We start from the raw sequence: 18,382 nt of genomic DNA on the forward strand, positions 1-18,382 counted from the left end.
ATACCTGCACCGGATGATGCGCAAGTACTTTCGGCACGGCGTTTCGAGTTGCGACAATCAGTTCATCGTCCGCTCGGACAAGCATCAGAGCCGCGTCAGAGACGGGCACCTGGTCATCACCATACACATCGCCAGGCAATATGGCCCTCCGATCGAACTCCTGACGAACAGCAACGGCAAGAACGTGGACCTCACGGGTTGCAACCTGCGTGTGATCGTCAAGGGTGACGCGGTCGAAATCCACTACGCTACTGCGAAGGCCCACGGGCGCCCCTGCGGTTCGGGGGAAATTGGTGTCGACAAAGGCTACACCGAGGCCTTCGCCGATTCAGATGGCGAGCATCATGGGCAGACCTTCGGCGCCGTGCTGAGCGCTTTCAGCGACCAGGTTTCGAAGACCGGCAAAGCACGAAACCGGCTGCATGCCCTTGAAAAAGCCCATCGCAAAGCCGGTCGCATCGCCAAGGCCGAGCGCATCAGGAAGTGCAACCTCGGACGCGTGAAACTGCAGGCGCGCAGGGACCGCACGAAGCAGCGGTTGCGCACGATTGCCTACCAGTCCGCCCATACCATCGTGGACAAGGCGGCAATGGTCGGTTCGGAAGATCTGACGTCCCCCATCAAGGGGAAGAGTCAGTGGCGGAACTACAACCGCCGCATGAGCGCATGGGCCAAGGGTGTACTGGCTCAAGCGCTCGATGAAGTTTGCACGCAGCGTGGGGCGACGCACGTCGTCGTCAACGCCGCCTACACGTCGCAAATGGACTCGTTCTCGGGCTTGCTGGAAGGCAAGCGCGAGGGCGACAAATTTTACCGTGCCAACGGGGACGTTCTTCAGGCGGACACCAATGCTGCGCGGAACGTGCGGAACAGGATTCATGACCGGGAAATCACCCGGTACATGCCTCACCTCCAGGTGAAGCAGATTCTGCTCGCGCGCTCCTCCGGCGCAACTGAGCGTCAGGTGGCTTCAGTTGGGCGGCGCAAGCCGCGTCAACGAAGTGCGGATAAATCCAATGCTCAACTTTGAGCAGATTTTATGGAACAGCACTACCAGATGCTGTACCGGCCGCTGTTCATCACCTCGTTCATGCTGGCAAACTTCCTGGAAGACAACCGCTTCTTCGGCGCACGGCGGCTGGTGGTGTCCAGTGCCTCCAGCAAGACGGCCTATGGCACCGCCTTCTGCCTGCGCGACATCGACGGCATCGCGCTGACCGGGCTGACCTCGGCCCGCAATCGCGCCTTTGTCGAAGACCTTGGCTGCTACGACAGCACCGTCACCTATGACGAACTGGCATCGATGCCGGTGGACGAGCCCACGCTCTACGTCGACTTCTCCGGCGATGAATCGCTGCGCGCGCGCGTGCATGCGCATTTCGGCGACAGCCTGGTGTATGACTGCTTTGCCGGCTCGGCGCAGAACATCGGCTTCCTGCGCGACCTGAGCCTGCCCGGGCCCAAGCCCGAGTTCTATTTCGCGCCGGTGCAGATTCGCAAGCGCAATGCCGACTGGGGACCGCAGGAAATGAATCGGCGCTTCAACACCGCCCAGCGCCGCTTTATCGACCATGCGCGCGATCCGGCCAATGGCTGGCTGGCACTGGTGGAGGAACGGGGATTTGAAGCCGCGCAGGCGCGGCTGGCGGCGGGGAGCGGGGTGCCGCAGGGTCGTGGGGTAAAAGCAGAACGGGCCCCGCATGGGGCCCGTCTTTCACTCCGTCAGCATCCGCACCTTCACCTTCTTGCCCTTGACCTTGCCGGCATTGAGCCGCTTCACTGCCTCGCGCCCGATGCTGCGCTCCACCGCGATATAGGTCGACATCTCCAGCACATTGATCTTGCCGATCTGCTCCTTGGTGAAGCCCGCATCGCCGGTCAGCGCGCCCAGGATATCGCCGGGGCGGATCTTCTCCTTGCGCCCGCCCAGCATCTGCAGGGTCACCATCGGCGGCAGCAGCCGCTCCGTGCTGGCGGCCCGCAGTTCGGCCAGCGGTTGCCATTCGAACTCGCCGCCGTGGTGCTGTTCCAGGTTGCCCACGCGGCCCATCTCGTCCATGCTGACCAGACTGAAGGCCCAGCCTTCCTGATCGGCGCGGCCGGTGCGGCCGATCCGGTGCACGTGCACCTCGGGGTCGGGTGTGATCTCGACATTGATCACGGCCTCGAGCTGCGCGATATCCAGCCCGCGCGCGGCCACGTCGGTGGCCACCAGCACCGAGCAGCTGCGGTTGGCAAACTGCACCAGCACCTGGTCGCGCTCACGCTGCTCCAGCTCGCCGTGCAGCGCCAGGGCCTGGTAGCCCTGCGCGTGCAGCAGCTCCACCAGCTCGCGGCAGCGCGCCTTGGTATTGCAGAACGCCAGCGTGCTGACCGGCCGGAAGTGGTCCAGCAGGCGCCCCACCGCGTTCAGGCGCTCGCCTTCCTCGACCTCATAGAAGCGCTGGCGGATGGTGGTGTTGTCGTGCGTAGCCTCCAGCTTGACCGACTGCGGGTTGCGCAGGAAACGGTGGCTGAGCTTGTCGATGCCGGGCGGGTAGGTGGCGGAGAACAGCAGCGTCTGCCGTTCCTTCGGGCAGCGGCTGGCCACATAGACGATGTCGTCGAAGAAGCCCATGTCGAGCATGCGGTCGGCCTCGTCCAGCACCAGCGTGTTGATGCCGGACAGGTCCAGGCTGCCGCGGTCGATGTGATCCAGGATGCGGCCGGGCGTGCCCACCACGATATGTGCGCCATGGATCAGGCTGTCGACCTGCGGCCGCATCGGCGAGCCGCCGCACAGCGTCAGCACCTTGATGTTCTCTTCCGCGCGCGCCAGGCGGCGGATTTCCTGCGTGACCTGGTCGGCCAGTTCGCGCGTGGGGCACAGCACCATCGCCTGCACGTCGAAGCGGCGCGGATCGAGCCGGTGCAGCAGCGCCAGCCCGAAGGCGGCGGTCTTGCCGCTGCCGGTCTTGGCCTGCGCCACCAGGTCCTGGCCCGCCAATGTGATCGGCAGGCTGGCCGCCTGGATCGGCGTCATTTCGTCATAGCCAAGCTGCGCCAGCGTGGCGAGCATGGTGGGCGACAGCGGCAGGGCGGAAAAAGCGGTGCCGGCTTGCGGCTGGGCGGGGGTCGAGTTCATGCGCAATTATAGCGATCCAGGGATGTCGATCCGTCAGTCATCGGCCGGCGGCGTCCAGTCCAGCCGCTCCAGCAGCGCCTGCGCCGCGGCCGGCGCGCGTTCCTTGGCGCCGTTGATAAAGAAGACAAAGACTTCGCGCTTGCGCGCGGCGGGCTTGCGGTCTTCCACCGTCGGCAGGTCGTCTGGCTGGTGGCCCTGCGCCCACGTGCGCACCCGTTCAGCCCACGCATCCAGCTCCCTGGGCGCGTAGCCGGTCTTCAGCTTCTCGCTGCTGGCCATCAGCCGTGCATAGACAAAGTCTGCAGTGAGATCCGCCATCGACGGAAATTTTGGCGAATCGGTAAAGACCGTGGCGGCCTTGTACTTGCGCGCGAGCTTGAGGTAGTCCGGCGCCTGGAAGCTGTCGTGCCGCACCTCCAGCACGTGGCGCAGCTTCACGCCTTCCACCGAAGCCGGCAGCAGCTGCAGGAAGGCCTCGAAGTCTTCCGCATCGAACTGCTTGGTGGGCGCGAACTGCCACACCACCGGACCCAGCTTGCGGCCAAGCTCGGCAATGCCGCTGTCGATGAAGCGTTCGATCGATTCGCCGGACTCGGCCAGCACGCGCCGGTTGGTGGCAAAGCGCGAGGCCTTCACCGCGAACACAAAATCATCCGGCGTCTCGTCGCGCCATTTGGCGAACGAGGTGCGCTTCTGCGTGCCGTGGTAGGTGCTGTTGATTTCGATCGCGCTGAGGTGGCGGCTGGCGTAGGCCAGCTCACGTGCCTGTGCCAGGCCGGCGGGATAGAAGTTGTCGCGCCACGGGGCGAAATTCCAGCCACCGATGCCAACCCGCACCGGCTCGGCGGACGTGGAGGCCTCGCGTGACTTGGCCCTGGGTGTGGCCTCTGACGTTGCTGCAGGCCTGGATGCGGCCTTCGCCGCGGTGCGTGCTGCCATGGCGCGATCTCCCGAAACGCGAGACTGGCAGTCTAGCGGGAAACTGCGCCAGGCGGTGGCGGCGCAGCCAGGCCCCTGGCCAACAAAAAAACCGGAAGAGGGCCAGGCCCCCTTCCGGCTCCGTTCCCGGTCCCCCGGAATCAGAACGAGAAATTCACCACGGCGTCGGCGACGTTCACGTCCGCCGGCTGGGTCTGCACCGTACCCGTGGCGCTGGTGGCCTGCACGCTGTACTTGCCCGCGGCAGCGCCGTCCGGCTGCAGCGGAATCGGCAGCGCGGCCTGGTAGGTGCCGATCACCGGCGCGGCTACCGGCAGCGCCGGTTGGGCTGCAAACATGCTGTAGGCGCCGGTATCGCTGGCGGCAGCCGTCGCCGCAATCTCGAAATTGCCGCCATTGACCAGTTGCAGCGCGCGCAGGGTCGCTTCCGCCGAAGCCGGCGTGACCGTACCCGAAACCCGGCGATAGGTCGACGCCGGCAGCGACATCGGCGCCGCCGCGGTCGAGATCGCCGTGGGCGTGCCCACCACCACCGGCACACCGCGCACGATGCCCGTCGCCTTGCCATTGGCAGAACCCGGCACCACCACCACGTCAACCGGGCCGGCCGTGCTGCTCTGCTCGATCGGCGACAGCTTGAAGTTGCCGTTGGCGTCCGCCACCGTCGCCTTCACCACCACGCCGTTGCGCTCGGCATACACGCGCGCACCCGGCGCCCCGCTGACCACGCCGTTCACTTCACCGCTGACGATCGTCGGGATCGCCGTCACCACCGGCTTCAGGCCAAAGGTGCCATTGCCGCGCGTGACCACCGACTTGCAGGCGTCAAAGTCCAGCACCAAGTCGGTCAGCGTACCCTTTGCCACGGTGAACGGCCGGTTGATCTTGATGCCCGACTGCACCGCGCTGGGCGTGTCCAGCGCCTGCTCAGTGCCGCCGATGGGCACCACCGAGTTGGCCAACGCACCGGCGCCGCCGCCACGGTTGGCATCGAGCACCAGGCGCACCTGCTGGTAATTGCCGGCAGGCAGTGCGGTCTGGCCCAGTACCGTCAGCACGCCGTTGGTCAGCGACAGCAGGTCGATCTTGCGCGCGGGCACGACGTCGATATCGACCCAGCCCCCGGCGCTCGCCTCGGCGCTGGCGCTACTGTGCACGCGCACCTTGTTGACGGTCACGAAGACATTGTTGAAGCCACAGGCCGGCGCATCGGTCATCGAGACCTTGAGCGTGCCCTGCCCGCCGCCATCATCGCCGCCACCACCACCGCAGGCAGCCAGCGCCAGGGCACCGCTCACGGCAAGCACGCGCAGCGGCGCGGAAGTCAAAGAAAGGACTGACACGGTAGGCTCTCCGTTTGGTTTATTTGTGAGGTGATCGGAGGATATGTTGCCGATCGTATAACGGCTGTAAGTCTTTGTAATACGTTGTGAAAAAGTCGTTAGCCGTCTGCATGACTGATCAGCAAGGCTTGACGACAGATGTGCTCTAGCCCAAGCCGCCGTCGGATGCACTGCGGCAAGCGTTCTGCTGCGGCTGCCATCATGGCCATGAACGCCCGTATCGATATCACCGCTGCATTGCAACGCCGCTTGTATTGCAATGCATCCGATCTAGCGTTTGATCACGCCGAAACGCTCTCCCACCCGCTCCTGCGTGTGTTCGCGTTACGAATGGAGATTCACCAGCGCGCATTCCCGAGCCGCGCAAGCGCACTATCGTGCACCAAACTGGCGCGTTGTGTCGTCAACCTGATCACATTCGACCGGCTTTCGCCTGCCTGCCTCAAGTCGGGCGCAGCCGTTCCGTATATGGGTGGCCTCGCACAGCCAGATGATCCAGTCGCTGCAGGATACCGTGCTGCAGCCCGAACCCGATGCTGCGCTGAAGCAGGTGGCCGACGCTGGCCTCTTCACCAAGGTCTACGTCGGCTATGCCGACAAGACCTCCAAATTCTCCGACCCGAAAGGCGTCCCGCCCGGCTACGACCCGACCGCCCGACCCTGGTACAAGCAGGCCGCAGCAGCCGGCAAGCCGGTGGTTACGCCGCCCTATGTCGCTGCCAGCACCGGCAAGCTAGTGGTGACATTTGCCACGCCCGTGGTCCGCGATGGCGAGGTCAAGGCCGTGGTGTCCGGCGATGTGGCGATGGACACCGTGATCGCCAACGTCAAGGCGATTCACCCCACGCCGGCAAGCTTCGGCATGCTGGTGGCAAAGTCCGGCGAGATCGTCGCGCACACCGACGACAAGCTCACGCTCAAGCCCGTCACCGAACTCGTGCCGGCGCTCGGCACCGACAAACTCGCCGCGCTGATCGACGCCAAGTCGCCGATGGAAGTCGATGTCGCCGGCAGCGCCAAGCTGCTCGGCGCACGCCCGATCCCCGGCACCGACTGGATGGTAATCGTCGCACTGGACAAGAGCGAAGCCACCGCCGGCATGCGTTCGGTGCTGATCGCCTCGGTGATCGCGCTGGTCCTGATCGCCGGCATGAGCGAGATCGTCAGCAACGTCTCCAAGGTGACCGGCATTATTTCCGAGATCACTCACGCAGCCATGGAACAGACCCGCGGTATTCAACAGGTGAATATGGCAATGAGCCAGCTGGATCAGATGGTGCAGCAGAATGCGGCGCTGGTTGAGCAATCCACGGCTGCCGCGGCGGCGCTGCAGACGCAGGCCGGGAGCTTGGCGGGGGCGGTGAGGCAGTTCAGGTTGGGGTAACGCGGGTATAGAGGAAGCCCCTTCCCCATCCCTTTGCAAGTGCCCATAACATCACTTGCTGCGATCCGGGCTGGCGTACAATCTGGCATCCGCACCCAACACCGCAGCGCGGCATCCAGCACGCCCGCCGACCTCCCGTGAGCTTCGATTTCGAAACCCTCGAGCGCCTGCGCCAGGGCCATCCTGCCTGGCGGTTGCTGCGTTCCGACCACGCCAGCCTGGTTGCAGCCTTCCTTCAACGTGTCTTTGTTGAACCCAATCAGCGTTCGGTCGGGCAGGCCGACCTGGCTGAAGCCCTGGAAGACGAGCTTTTTGCCTTGCGCGAACGCCTCGGACAGGAAGCATTTCCCCGGCCCGCGCTCGACTACCTGAATGAGTGGGCAGCCAATGAGAAAGGTTGGCTGCGCAAGTTCTATCGCCAGGGATCCGACGAACCGCAATTCGACCTGACCCCTGCAACGGAGCGGGCCATTGCCTGGCTCGGCACTCTGGCCGAGCGTAGCTTCGTCGGCACGGAGTCACGCCTGCTGACGCTCTTCGACCTGCTCAAGCAAATGCACGAAGGCACGCAGACGGACCCGCAGGCGCGCATTGCCGAACTGCACCGGCGACGGGACGAGCTTGACGCCGAAATCGCACGCGTGGCTGGAGGCGACCTGGCGCTACTGGATGACACCGCGCTGAAGGACCGCTTCCAGCAGTTTGTTTCGCTGGCACGCGAGCTGCTGACCGACTTCCGCGAAGTGGAAGACAACTTCCGTGCACTGGATCGCCGCGTGCGCGAACGCATTGCATTGTGGGACGGCTCGAAGGGAGCGCTACTCGAAGAAGTCATGGGAGAGCGGGACGCCATCGCCGATTCGGATCAGGGCCGCAGCTTCCGTGCATTCTGGGACTTGCTGATGAGCAGCAGTCGACAGGAAGAGCTTTCCACGCTGCTCGAACATGTGCTGGCGCTGCCGCCGGTCTCCGCGCTCAATCCCGATACGCGCCTGCGCCGCGTGCACTACGACTGGCTGGAGGCCGGCGAGCATACGCAACGCACCGTGGCACAGCTGTCGCAGCAACTGCGCCGCTTTCTCGACGATAAGGCGTGGCTGGAGAACCGCCGCATCATGGATATCCTGCGCGGCATCGAGACCAGCGCACTTGCTGTGCGCGACTTGCCGCCACCAGGCTATGTGATGGCGGTGGACGATATCGCGGCCGAGATCGAATTGCCGATGGAACGGCCCTTGTTTGTACCGGCCCTCAAACCGCGCATTGCCGAGAGCAACATTGAAACCGGCGACGCCGATGTTGACGCCCACGCCCTGTTTACGCAGGTCGTGATCGACAAGGCCGAACTTGCCGCACATGTCCGGCAGGCACTGCAGAACCGCGCGCAGGTCACGCTGCAGGAGTTGTGCGACCTGCGGCCGCTGCAGCACGGCCTTGCCGAGCTGGTCGCCTACCTGCAGCTGGCGGGCGATACGTTCCGCACCGATGTGGATGAAAGCGCGACCGATTCCGTCAGCTGGACAGTGCAGGTGCCGGATGGCGGCACACTGGTAAGACAGGCCCGGCTGCCCCGGGTCATTTTCGTCCGATGAGCATGACCCAAGACCAAGACTTTGATGAAGCTTCGCCGCCGGCAAATGGCGCGCTTCCAGACCTCGCCTTGTCCGCGCTGGTCGTGCCCCTGCTGAAGGGCGTGCTCTACCGGGATGCCGATGCGCCCCTCTGGCACGCACTGCTCAACCTGCAGCCAACCGTACGCGACTATGTTGCCGTGCTGGGGCTGGAGTTGGTCCTCGATGACGCCGAAGGCTATGCCTTCCTGCGCTCGCTGCCGGAAAGCGAGGACGACAGCGCCGATCGGCCGCCACGCCTGATCGCGCGGCGCCAGCTTTCATTCCCGGTCAGCCTGACGCTGGCCTTGCTGCGCAAGAAGCTGGCCGAGTTCGACGCCACCGGCGGTGACACGCGGCTGGTGCTGACACTTGACGAGATCGCGGAGTTGCTGCGCGTGTTCCTGCCGGCCGGCACCAATGAGGCCAAGCTGATCGACCAGATCGAACTGCATGTGAACAAGATCGTCGAACTTGGCTTCCTGCGTCGACTCAGGCCGGATACCAGCGCCCGTGCGGGGGTCCAGTCCGGGTTCGAGGTGCGTCGCATCCTGAAGGCATTTGTGGATGCGCAATGGCTTGCGGAGTTCGATACCCGGCTTGCTGCCTACCAGATTCAATTGAGTGGGCAGCCAGGAAGACCTGCAGGCCTGGCGCACGGAGGGCCGGCCGATGCATGAAGCACAGAACCTGAGCCTTGACTTCACCGATGACGACACCCTGTCCGGGTTTCGCTTGTCCCGCCTGGAAGTCTTCAACTGGGGCACCTTCGACAAGCGTGTCTGGGTTATCCGGCCCGATGGCCGAAACGGCCTGTTGACCGGCGACATCGGCTCCGGCAAGTCGACGCTGGTTGATGCCGTGACCACGCTGCTCGTTCCTGCCCAACGCATCGCCTACAATAAGGCCGCCGGCGCAGAAAGCCGCGAGCGGACGTTGCGCAGCTATGTGCTGGGACACTACAAGTCCGAGCGCAACGAAGTCACCGGCTCGGCGCGGCCAGTCGCGCTGCGCGATCAGAACAGCTATTCCGTCATTCTTGGCGTCTTTCACAACGCCGGCTACGACCAGACCGTGACGCTGGCACAGGTGTTCTGGATGAAGGAATCACATGGCCAGCCCGCGCGCTTCTATGTCGGCGCGGAGCAGGACCTGTCGATTGCCACCGACTTTGCCCACTTCGGCACGGACATCGGCGCGCTGCGCAAGAAGCTGCGCGGCCTGAAGGCCGAAATGTTTGACGCATTCAACGCTTACGGTGCCTGGTTCCGCCGCCGCTTCGGCATTGAGAACGATCAGGCATTGGAACTCTTCCACCAGACTGTCTCGATGAAGTCAGTCGGTAACCTGACTGACTTTGTACGCAGCCACATGCTGGAGCCGTTCGACGTGGCGCCCCGCATCGCCGCGCTGCTCGGGCATTTTGATGACCTGGACCGCGCACATGAAGCGGTGCTGAAAGCCAAGCGCCAGGAGGAGATGCTGGTGCCACTGGTGGCCGATTGCGAGCGCCACGCCGAGCTGGTTGCCGCTTCGGAGCAGCTACGCGCGTGCCGCGAAGCGCTGCGCCCGTATTTTGCCGGGCTCAAGCTGGGCCTGCTCGATGAACGGATCGCGAGGCTTACCGAAGAGTGGGAGCGCGAGGACACCCATGTGCGCCGCCTGCAGGAGCGTCGTGACACGCTGCGCAACGACGAAGCTGAGCTGCGCCGGAGCATTGCCGAGAACGGCGGCGACCGTATCGGCCGGCTCACGGAAGAGATCCGCCTGCAAAACGAGGAGTCCGCCAAGCGCCGGCAGAGATCGGACCGGTACGCGGAGCTCGTGCGCGGTATCGGGGAATCTCCACCCGACGAGGAAGACGCCTTTGTCACGCTGAGATCGCGCTTTGCCGAGCTTGCTGAAAGCTCCACGTCGCGTGAGACCGACGTGGGCAACGCCTTGACCGAACACGGCGTCACGATGCACCAGGGCAAGGCCGAGCATGCCGCGCTCAGCGAGGAAATCCGCAGCCTGAAGGCACGACGCAGCAATATCCCGGCGGCGCAGATCGCCATGCGCAGCGCGATGTGCGAAGCGCTCTCGCTACATGAAGACGACATGCCCTTCGCCGGCGAACTGTTACAGGTCCGAGAGCATGAGCGCGACTGGGAAGGGGCTGCCGAGCGCTTGCTGCACAACTTTGGCTTGTCGCTTCTGGTCCCGGATTCGCTTTACTCACAGGTGACGGCGTGGGTGGACAGCACGCACTTGAAAGGCCGGCTGGTCTACTTCCGGGTACGCGAAGGCGCCAGGACGGACCTGCCGGCCCTGCATCGCGATTCGCTTGCACGCAAGCTGGCTGTCAAGCCCGATTCACCATTCTATGGCTGGCTCGAGCGCGAAGTCGCCGCGCGCTTTGACGTGGCATGTTGTGCGACACATGAACAATTCCGGCGCGAGACGCGCGCCGTCACCCGGGCCGGCCAGATCAAGATGCCGGGTGAGCGGCATGAGAAGGATGACCGCCACCGGCTCGACGACCGCAGCCGCTACGTGCTCGGCTGGAGCAATGCCGCCAAGATCGCGGCACTGGAAGGAGAGATGCGCGCGCTGGAAACCAGGCTAGCCGACCTGGGTAAGCTCGTGGCCGGCCTGATAACGGAGCGTGACGCACTCAGGCAAAGAATCACAACGCTGTCGCAGCTCGACATGTTCATCGATTTCGAGGAACTGGACTGGCAAACGCCGGCGCGGGAAGCAGCGCGCCTCGCCGAGGAAAAGCGTCAGCTCGAATCGGCCTCCGATGTGCTGCGGCAACTGACGGTCCGGCTCAGCGAAGTGGAAGCCGCACAGCAAGCGAATGAGAAGCAGCTGGAGGAACACCGCGACAAGCGCTCCAAGGCCGAGGGCAGGAAGAGCGATGCACTGGAACAGCGCGCCGACACCCAGGCGGCACTGGACGAATCCAGCAGCCTCGCCCACGCGGTGCCGGCCGAGACCATCGATGCATTGCGTGCCGAAATCCTGGGCCAGCATACGCTGACCGTCGAAGCGTGCAGTGGCCGGGAGACCGACATGCGCAATGCGCTACAGGCTCGCCTTGATGCCGAGACGAAGCGGCTGGGGCGGCTCAGCGAAAGCATCGTCAAGGCGATGTCTGCCTACAAGGAAGCCTTCAAGCTGGAGACCAGCGAAGTCGACGCCAGCGTCTCCGCAGGATTCGAGTACCGCAACATGCTGGAGAAGCTGCGTGCCGACGATTTGCCGCGCTTCGAGACACGCTTCAAGGAATTGCTCAACGTCAACACGATCAACGAGATCGCCAATTTCAACGCTCAGCTCGGCAAGGAGCAGCAGACGATCCGCGAACGCGTGGCGCGCATCAACGAATCACTGACGCAGATCGACTACAACACCGGCCGATATATCCGCCTGGAAGCACAGGTCACGCCTGACGCGGAGATCCGCGACTTCCAGTCCGAGTTGCGCGCGTGCACGGAGGGCGCATTGACTGGTTCGGAGGACAGCCAGTATTCCGAAGCCAAGTTCCTGCAGGTCAAGCACATCATCGAGCGCTTCCGCGGGCGCACCGGGCAGGCCGATCAGGACCGGCGCTGGACCGCCAAGGTCACCGACGTGCGCAACTGGTTCGTCTTCGGTGCCAGCGAGCGCTGGCGCGAGGATGACACGGAGTACGAGCACTACTCGGATTCCGGCGGCAAGTCGGGAGGACAGAAGGAGAAGCTGGCCTACACCATCCTGGCTGCCAGCCTGGCCTATCAGTTCGGGCTGGAATGGGGCGCGGTGCGCTCCCGTTCGTTCCGCTTCGTGGTAATTGACGAAGCCTTCGGACGCGGCTCCGATGAGTCGGCACAATACGGCCTGCAGCTGTTTGCCAAGCTCAACCTGCAACTGTTGATCGTCACGCCACTGCAGAAGATCCACATCATCGAGCCCTACGTATCCAGCGTTGCGTTCGTGCAGAACGACGACGGGCGTGCGTCCAAGGTGCGCAACCTGTCGATCGACGAGTACCGGGCCGAGAAGGCAAGGTTGATGGCATGAACTGGAGCCATCCCGCCGACCTGCGCGCGCAGGTACAGAGGCTTTGGGACCGCGGCGACATCCTCGGCGCGCTGGTCAGGGGCGATTCGCTATTCCCCAGGCGGCTCACGCTGCGCGTGCCCACCTCCGGCGAGCTCACGGAAAGCTTCGAGGCAGTTCGCAACTGGCTCGCTGAGTTAAGGCAGATGAGCCATTGCCGCCTGGAGATGCGCGAGTTCCGCCACCGCACCTTCGGCGCCAATATGCTGCCCTGCGCGGCCTGGATCGATACACTGGACGATGCCGCCGCACTGCTGAGCAAACGCCGCGAGGTCGAACGCTTTACAGCGCTGCTCGCCGGCACCCGGAATGCGCAGCCGCTGCTAGTCCCATGGCTGGGACAGCGTCCGCTGCGGGCGCTGGAGTTGTACGACTCCTGGCCCCGGCTGCTGGAAATCGTGGGCTGGCTCCAACGCCATCCGCGCCCAGGGGTCTATCTGCGGCAGGTGGATCTGCCTGGCGTGCACACCAAGTTCATCGAGGCCCACCGCGGCGTCCTTGCCGAGCTGCTGGACCTGGCGCTGGCGCCTGAAGCCATTGATCGACAGCATGCTGGCATGAGCCAGTTCGCCTCACGCTACGGCTTTCGCGACAAGCCCGAACGCATCCGTTTTCGGATGCTTGACCGCGCTAACCGCGCGCTGCCTGGCCAGGCCCCGACACACGACGTGACGCTCGATGCGGACAGTTTTGCCGCCCTGCGCCCGGGAGTCTCGCGTGTCTTCATGACAGAGAACGAAACCAACTTCCTTGCCTTTCCCGAGGCCGCTGACAGCCTGGTGATATTCGGGGCGGGCTATGGTTTCAGCTTGCTCGCAAAGGCGACATGGCTGTCGCAATGCAAACTGCATTACTGGGGCGACATCGACACACACGGGTTCGCGATTCTCGACCAGCTGCGCAGCCTGTTCGGGCATGCCGAGTCTTTGCTGACGGATCGCGCTACGCTGATGGCATTCGAGGCCCAATGGGGTGTCGAGGACAACCAGACGCTGCGCGACCTGTCGCGGTTGCGACCCGAAGAGCAAGCCGTCTATGACGATCTGCGGGACAACCGCATCCGCGCAAAGCTGCGGCTGGAACAGGAGCGCGTCGGATTCGAGTGGGTGCGAGAGGCAGTGGCGCGGTTGGGATAGACATAGGCGAACCGCGTCACATCGCGGTAGATGCTCGCTGATTGTCGGCCGCTACCCTTCGACCACCTCATATGACGTGCTACGCCCGCCAGCGCCAGACTTCCGCAGCACCCCCAGCGCCACCAACTCATTGATATCGCGCAGCGCCGTGTCCGGCGAGCACTTGGCAATCGCAGCCCACTTGCTGGACGTGAGCTTGCCATCGAAGCCATCGAGCAGCCGGTTCAGCAGCTTCGTCTGTCGCTCGTTCATTGGCGTCGCGCCCCAGCGCTGCCAGAAGCGCGCTTTCGCCAGGACCGCATCGAGCGTGTGCTGTGCATTCTGTACAGCCCGCAACAGTGCATCAAGGAACCAGGCGAGCCATTCGGTGACGTCCAGCGAGCCCTTCTGCGTACGCTCCAGGATGTCGTAGTAGTCCTTGCGTTCGCGTTGGATCTGCGCGGACAGGCTATAGAACCGCTGAGGGCTACCGTCTGCCCGGGACAACAGCAAGTCACCGATCGCCCGTGCGATACGGCCATTGCCGTCATCGAACGGATGCAGCGTGACGAACCACAGATGCGCCAGGCCGGCCTTCAGTACTGGCGCATCTGCCTGGTCCGTGTTGGCCCAATCGAGAAATCGCGTGACCTCCGGCTCAAGCCTGTCTGCCGGCGGCGCTTCAAAATGGACGCGCTGGCGCCCGTAGGGGCCGGACACGACCTGCATCGCCCCCTTGGCATCGTCGCGCCATGCAGCGACACGTAACTGCGACATGCCGCTATACCCGGTAGGGAATAGCGCCCCGTGCCAACCGAACAACCTTTCCTTGCTAAGTGGCTCGTTGCAGCGGCCGGTTGCATCCAGCACCATCTCCACGACGCCTTCCACATGCCGGTCCACCGGTGCCAGCGCGCCGATGTCCACGCCCAGCCGGCGCGCGAGCGAAGACCGAACTGAATCGGCATTGAGCCGTTCGCCCTCGATCTCGCTGGTCTTGACCACGTCCTCGGTCAGTGCGGTCAGGCTGGCCTCATCCCGCAAGGCCATGCCTACGTCGGCAAGGCGCCCAAGGAGCATGCCCTGGGCGCGTGTCACATCAGCCAGCGGCCGAGCCAACGCTGCCAGGTCGTAGTGGAATTGTGGCCAGTCAGGCGACTGCCAGATGTAGAGCCATTCTCCGCGTTTCATGCGGAGATTATGGCAGCTCTCTCCGCATGCGCCAATTATTCACCGCAATTTTTGCGGTGAATATCACTGCAATCTCCGCACTCGCCCACCAAGAGGATCTTTCGACACCTAATGGGGACCGCCAGGAGGCCCCGAGGCGTGATCCCGCCGCCCACCAATCGCCCCCGACGCCGCCGCCCGCAGAATCCGCTTGAACGTCGGGCACTCCATATGGCTTGGCGCCGGACAAACCGCCGCATGCCGCAGTCCGTCGCGCATCGCAGTCAGCTTGCGGATGGTCCGGTCCAGCTCATCCGCCTTGGCCGCCAGCACCTGCCGGTCGATTTTCGGCTGGCCCTGTGGCGAGAACATCTGCGCGATGTCATCCAGCGAGAAACCGGCGGCACGCCCCAGTGCGATCAGCGCCAGCCGCTCCAGCACGCCGGCATCGAACACGCGCCGCATCCCGCGCCGGCCGATGGACGCGATCAGCCCCTTTTCCTCGTAGTACCGCAGCGTCGAGGCCGGCACGCCAGCCTGCCGGGCCACTTCCGCAATATCCAGGCTTGTCACCGCTTGACCTCAAGTCGACTTGAACTGGCACAGTGTAGCTTCCATGCCAAGACGGCGTGCAAGGGGATACGACCATGGGTGAGCAACAACAGACCAGCAGCAACGGCGGCGACCAGGCCGCACTGTGGAACGGCCCGTCCGGCGATGCCTGGGTCGCGGAGCAGGCGGTGCTCGACGACATGCTCCGGCCGCTGGAAGGCCTGCTTGTCGATGCGGTCGGCAAGAGCTCTGCACAGCATGTGCTCGATGTCGGCTGCGGCACCGGCAGCTCTACGATCGCGCTGGCGCGTAAGCTCGGCACGCAGGGCAGGTGCACCGGCATCGATATTTCCGAGCCTATGCTCGCCGTTGCACGGGCACGCGCGCAGCAGGACGGCTCGACCGCCAGCTTTATTCGCGCCGACGCGCAGGACTACGCCTTCGCGCCAGCAAGCTTCGACAGCATCGTGTCGCGCCTGGGCGTGATGTTCTTCAGCGATCCGGTCCGGGCCTTTGCCAACCTGCGCCAGTCCGCAACACCGGATGCCACGCTCCACTGCATCGCCTGGCGCAGCGCCGCAGAGAATCCGTTCATGACCACCGCCGAGCGAGCGGCCGCACCGCTGCTGTCCAACCTGCCGCCGCGGCAGCCGGGTGCGCCGGGGCAGTTCGCCTTCGGCGACCGCCAGCGCGTGCATGCCATCCTGAAAGAGGGCGGCTGGACCGGGATCGATATCCAGCCGATCGACATCGCCTGCACACTGCCAGAGCCTGCGCTGGTGGACTACCTATCCCGCCTGGGTCCCGTCGGCCTGGCCCTGCGCGAGGCTGATGCAAGCACACGCGCCAGCGTCATCGAAACCGTCCGCGCAGCATTCGAGCCTTACGTTCATGGCGCAACTGTGCGCTACACCGCTGCTTGCTGGATGATCACCGCCAGGGCTTCGGCTTCATCACAGACGGCCGGGGGGACTGCCCATGCCTGATACAGCGATGGCGCTCCTGTTCAATGCAATCGTGATCGGCACCGGCGCAACGCTGGTGATGGACGCCTGGGCCATCCTCCGCAAGCGGTTCATGGGCGTCCCTGCGCTGGACTATGGACTGGCAGGCCGTTGGCTCGCGTGGCTGCCGCGAGGACGCCTTTGCCACCATCCCATCGCTGCATCGCCACCGGTGCGCGGCGAGCGCGGGATCGGCTGGATCGCGCATTACCTGACCGGCATCGTGTTCGCGGCCATCCTGCTGGGGCTATGGGGACTCGACTGGGCGCGTCATCCGACGCTGGCACCCGCGTTGATCGTCGGCATCGGCAGTGTGGCGGCACCGTTCCTGCTGATGCAGCCGGCGATGGGGGCCGGCATCGCTGCGAGCCGCACGCCACGGCCAAACGTGGCACGGGCGCATAGCCTGGTGACGCATGCGGTGTTCGGGCTGGGGCTCTATGTGGCTGGTTGGGTTGTGAGTCTGGTAGCAGGATCGATCTGACAAGCGGGTACAGCGGCAGGCAGCCGTTGTCCGATCCAAGGTAGAGAGGAATCTCCACGGCTTTCCGGATTTGTGGCCTCAGCCACGCATCCGAGACCGCCCACAAAGTTTGCTGCGCAGTTCTGTGGGATATCGAACCGTAGATTGCTGGCGCCGTACCAGAATAGAAGTCCATCGGCGCGCGCTTCAGCGCCGGACGATCCCCACTATCACGGGGAGACAGGATGACAAGGCTCTCGGGCCGTCTGGCCGCGTGCATCGCGTTCAGTCTTCTGCTGACTGCCAGTGCGCAGGCGTCGGATATCGCCTGCAAGACCACGCTGCGTCCTTCCCGCTGCGACGATCCGCTCGCCGCCGGCACGTCCTGCCTGCAGTCAGTGCCGCACGCCGCCGACCTGATCTGCGATCACGCGATGCTCCAGCGCGAACACGAGCGCATCCATGCGGACCAGCAGCGCCGGCTGCGCGCCGGCGCGATCCATAGGAGCGACATCGCCGCCTGGCGAGAGCGCCGGGACGCCTGCACGTCGGTGACATGCCTGGACAGGGTCTTTGCCAGCTGGCGCCGGCAGCCAGGCATGAAGCCACCCCCGCAGGCTGCCGCGCCGCAACCAACGCCGCCAGCGGCGCGGGCGCGGGAGGCGTCGAGGAACAAGCAAGCTGCGATCAGAATCGAGGCCTCGCGACCAGCCGTCGCGCCATCTCCAGCGGCTCAACCAGCAGCGGAGCAGCTTCCAGCTCCGCCACCGTCAGAGCCGTTGGCAGAACCGGGGATGCAAGTGCCCCCTGTAGTGATCCAAAGAGCCTCCGGCCCGACGCCCCAACAGGCTTCCATCCGTCCGACGCTGGCGCCGCAACCACGCGGCTGGGCATCGCTGGGCACGCTGGCGTGGCTGGGCATGTGCAGCGCGGGCATCGCCTGCTGGTCCCGGCGTACGCGCGGCGAGTGGCTGCCGGGGGTCACCCGCCTGCGCGAGCGGACACGGGATGCGCCGCCCATCGTGCTGTTGGTGAGCGGACTGCTCGCTTTGAACGGGGTGCTGCTGTTGTGCGTCCTGACGGGGAGCCGGCCATTGTCGTGAGCTCACTCCGTCGCCGGGCGGCTCATTCCGGCAGCGGGTACTTCCTGGCGTTCATCTCCATCTTGGCCCGGATCGCCGCATCCAGGTCCACGCCCAGCGCCGTCACCAGTTGCGCCAGGTAGATGGTGATATCGGCAAGCTCCTGCTCCACATGGTCGCGCTCGTCGGTGGACATGATGGCGCGCGATTCCGCGTCGGTCTGCCACTGGAAGATCTCGACCAGCTCAGACACCTCCACGCTCAGCGCCATCGCGAGGTTCTTGGGGCTGTGGTACTTGCCCCAGTTGCGGGCTTTGCCAAAGTCTTGGGCGGCTTGCTGGAGGTTCTTGATGTCGATCAGGGGCATGGTGGTGTGGCGAAAGCGGTTCACTGCGCCCCGGCATGCGCCGGCGCAAAACGCAGATTTAAGCACGACTCGGCCGCCCTCGACACCCGGGCCGCCTGAGGCTTACCCTTCGCTTGTGCATCCACCGTCTCAACGGAGGTTCC

14 protein-coding genes and 2 pseudogenes are annotated in these 18,382 nt (G+C 64.7%); 10 read left to right on the forward strand and 6 right to left on the reverse strand.

What is annotated here, in order from left to right:
- The coding region (locus ACW4E8_RS35610) for a transposase (RefSeq protein WP_456808795.1) at positions 1-1,030 on the forward strand (1,030 nt) is incomplete at its 5' end.
- 60 nt (positions 1,031-1,090) lie between these two features.
- A pseudogene (locus ACW4E8_RS35615) lies at positions 1,091-1,579 on the forward strand (DUF2855 family protein); the annotation flags it as partial.
- A gap of 135 nt (positions 1,580-1,714) precedes the next feature.
- Here the strand turns inward: ACW4E8_RS35615 and dbpA are convergent.
- The 3 genes from dbpA to ACW4E8_RS35630 all read right to left on the reverse strand — a co-directional run bounded on the left by dbpA (position 1,715) and on the right by ACW4E8_RS35630 (position 5,406).
- Positions 1,715-3,124: an ATP-dependent RNA helicase DbpA gene (gene dbpA / locus ACW4E8_RS35620; RefSeq protein ID WP_456808796.1), complete on the reverse strand. Its 1,410-nt coding sequence runs from the start codon at positions 3,122-3,124 to the stop codon at positions 1,715-1,717.
- Positions 3,125-3,157: 33 nt separating this feature from the next.
- Complete coding sequence (locus ACW4E8_RS35625; RefSeq protein WP_456808797.1) at positions 3,158-4,063, reverse strand: DUF72 domain-containing protein; 906 nt, start codon at positions 4,061-4,063, stop codon at positions 3,158-3,160.
- A 140-nt stretch (positions 4,064-4,203) separates the two neighbouring features.
- Positions 4,204-5,406: a DUF4382 domain-containing protein gene (locus tag ACW4E8_RS35630; RefSeq protein WP_456808798.1), complete on the reverse strand. Its 1,203-nt coding sequence runs from the start codon at positions 5,404-5,406 to the stop codon at positions 4,204-4,206.
- Positions 5,407-5,875: 469 nt separating this feature from the next.
- Between ACW4E8_RS35630 and ACW4E8_RS35635 the strand changes: the two are divergent.
- The 5 genes and pseudogenes from ACW4E8_RS35635 to ACW4E8_RS35655 all read left to right on the forward strand — a co-directional run.
- Positions 5,876-6,598, forward strand: a pseudogene (locus ACW4E8_RS35635) (PDC sensor domain-containing protein); the annotation flags it as partial.
- Between the two features lie 329 nt (positions 6,599-6,927).
- A complete protein-coding gene (locus ACW4E8_RS35640) occupies positions 6,928-8,382 on the forward strand; it encodes a DUF3375 domain-containing protein (RefSeq protein WP_456808799.1) in 1,455 nt (484 codons plus the stop codon).
- Between the two features lie 2 nt (positions 8,383-8,384).
- Positions 8,385-9,080, forward strand: coding sequence for a DUF4194 domain-containing protein (locus ACW4E8_RS35645; protein WP_202281472.1), 696 nt, complete (start codon positions 8,385-8,387; stop codon positions 9,078-9,080).
- Positions 9,073-12,447, forward strand: a complete 3,375-nt coding sequence (locus ACW4E8_RS35650) for an ATP-binding protein (RefSeq protein ID WP_456808800.1) — start codon at positions 9,073-9,075, stop codon at positions 12,445-12,447. The genes ACW4E8_RS35645 and ACW4E8_RS35650 overlap by 8 nt, the downstream gene beginning before the upstream one ends.
- Positions 12,444-13,622 carry a DUF3322 domain-containing protein gene (locus ACW4E8_RS35655; RefSeq protein WP_456808801.1) on the forward strand — a complete coding sequence of 393 codons (1,179 nt, stop codon included), beginning with the start codon at positions 12,444-12,446 and terminating at the stop codon, positions 13,620-13,622. The genes ACW4E8_RS35650 and ACW4E8_RS35655 overlap by 4 nt, the downstream gene beginning before the upstream one ends.
- 51 nt (positions 13,623-13,673) lie before the next feature.
- Here the strand turns inward: ACW4E8_RS35655 and ACW4E8_RS35660 are convergent, their stop codons facing one another.
- On the reverse strand, positions 13,674-14,792 hold the full coding sequence (locus ACW4E8_RS35660) for a Fic family protein (RefSeq protein ID WP_456808802.1): 1,119 nt from the start codon (positions 14,790-14,792) through the stop codon (positions 13,674-13,676).
- Between the two features lie 108 nt (positions 14,793-14,900).
- Positions 14,901-15,344, reverse strand: a complete 444-nt coding sequence (locus tag ACW4E8_RS35665) for a helix-turn-helix domain-containing protein (RefSeq protein ID WP_456808803.1) — start codon at positions 15,342-15,344, stop codon at positions 14,901-14,903.
- Between the two features lie 74 nt (positions 15,345-15,418).
- Between ACW4E8_RS35665 and ACW4E8_RS35670 the strand changes: the two genes are divergently transcribed.
- The 3 genes from ACW4E8_RS35670 to ACW4E8_RS35680 all read left to right on the forward strand — a co-directional run bounded on the left by ACW4E8_RS35670 (position 15,419) and on the right by ACW4E8_RS35680 (position 17,893).
- Positions 15,419-16,309 (forward strand): class I SAM-dependent methyltransferase, encoded by an 891-nt coding sequence (locus ACW4E8_RS35670; protein ID WP_456808804.1) that lies wholly within the window; start codon positions 15,419-15,421, stop codon positions 16,307-16,309.
- The gene (locus ACW4E8_RS35675; protein WP_456808805.1) at positions 16,302-16,811 is read left to right on the forward strand and encodes a DUF2938 domain-containing protein; all 510 of its coding nucleotides are present in this window, start codon (positions 16,302-16,304) and stop codon (positions 16,809-16,811) included. Before ACW4E8_RS35670 ends, ACW4E8_RS35675 begins: the two co-directional genes overlap by 8 nt.
- Before the next feature lie 224 nt (positions 16,812-17,035).
- Entirely contained in the window at positions 17,036-17,893 is an 858-nt protein-coding gene (locus ACW4E8_RS35680) for a hypothetical protein (RefSeq protein ID WP_456808806.1), read from the forward strand.
- A gap of 22 nt (positions 17,894-17,915) precedes the next feature.
- Here ACW4E8_RS35680 and ACW4E8_RS35685 read toward each other — a convergent pair whose 3' ends face one another.
- Positions 17,916-18,239: a nucleotide pyrophosphohydrolase gene (locus ACW4E8_RS35685; protein WP_013955146.1), complete on the reverse strand. Its 324-nt coding sequence runs from the start codon at positions 18,237-18,239 to the stop codon at positions 17,916-17,918.
- Between the last annotated feature and the right edge of the window lie 143 nt (positions 18,240-18,382).

The organism is Cupriavidus sp. CP313 (assembly GCF_054072015.1).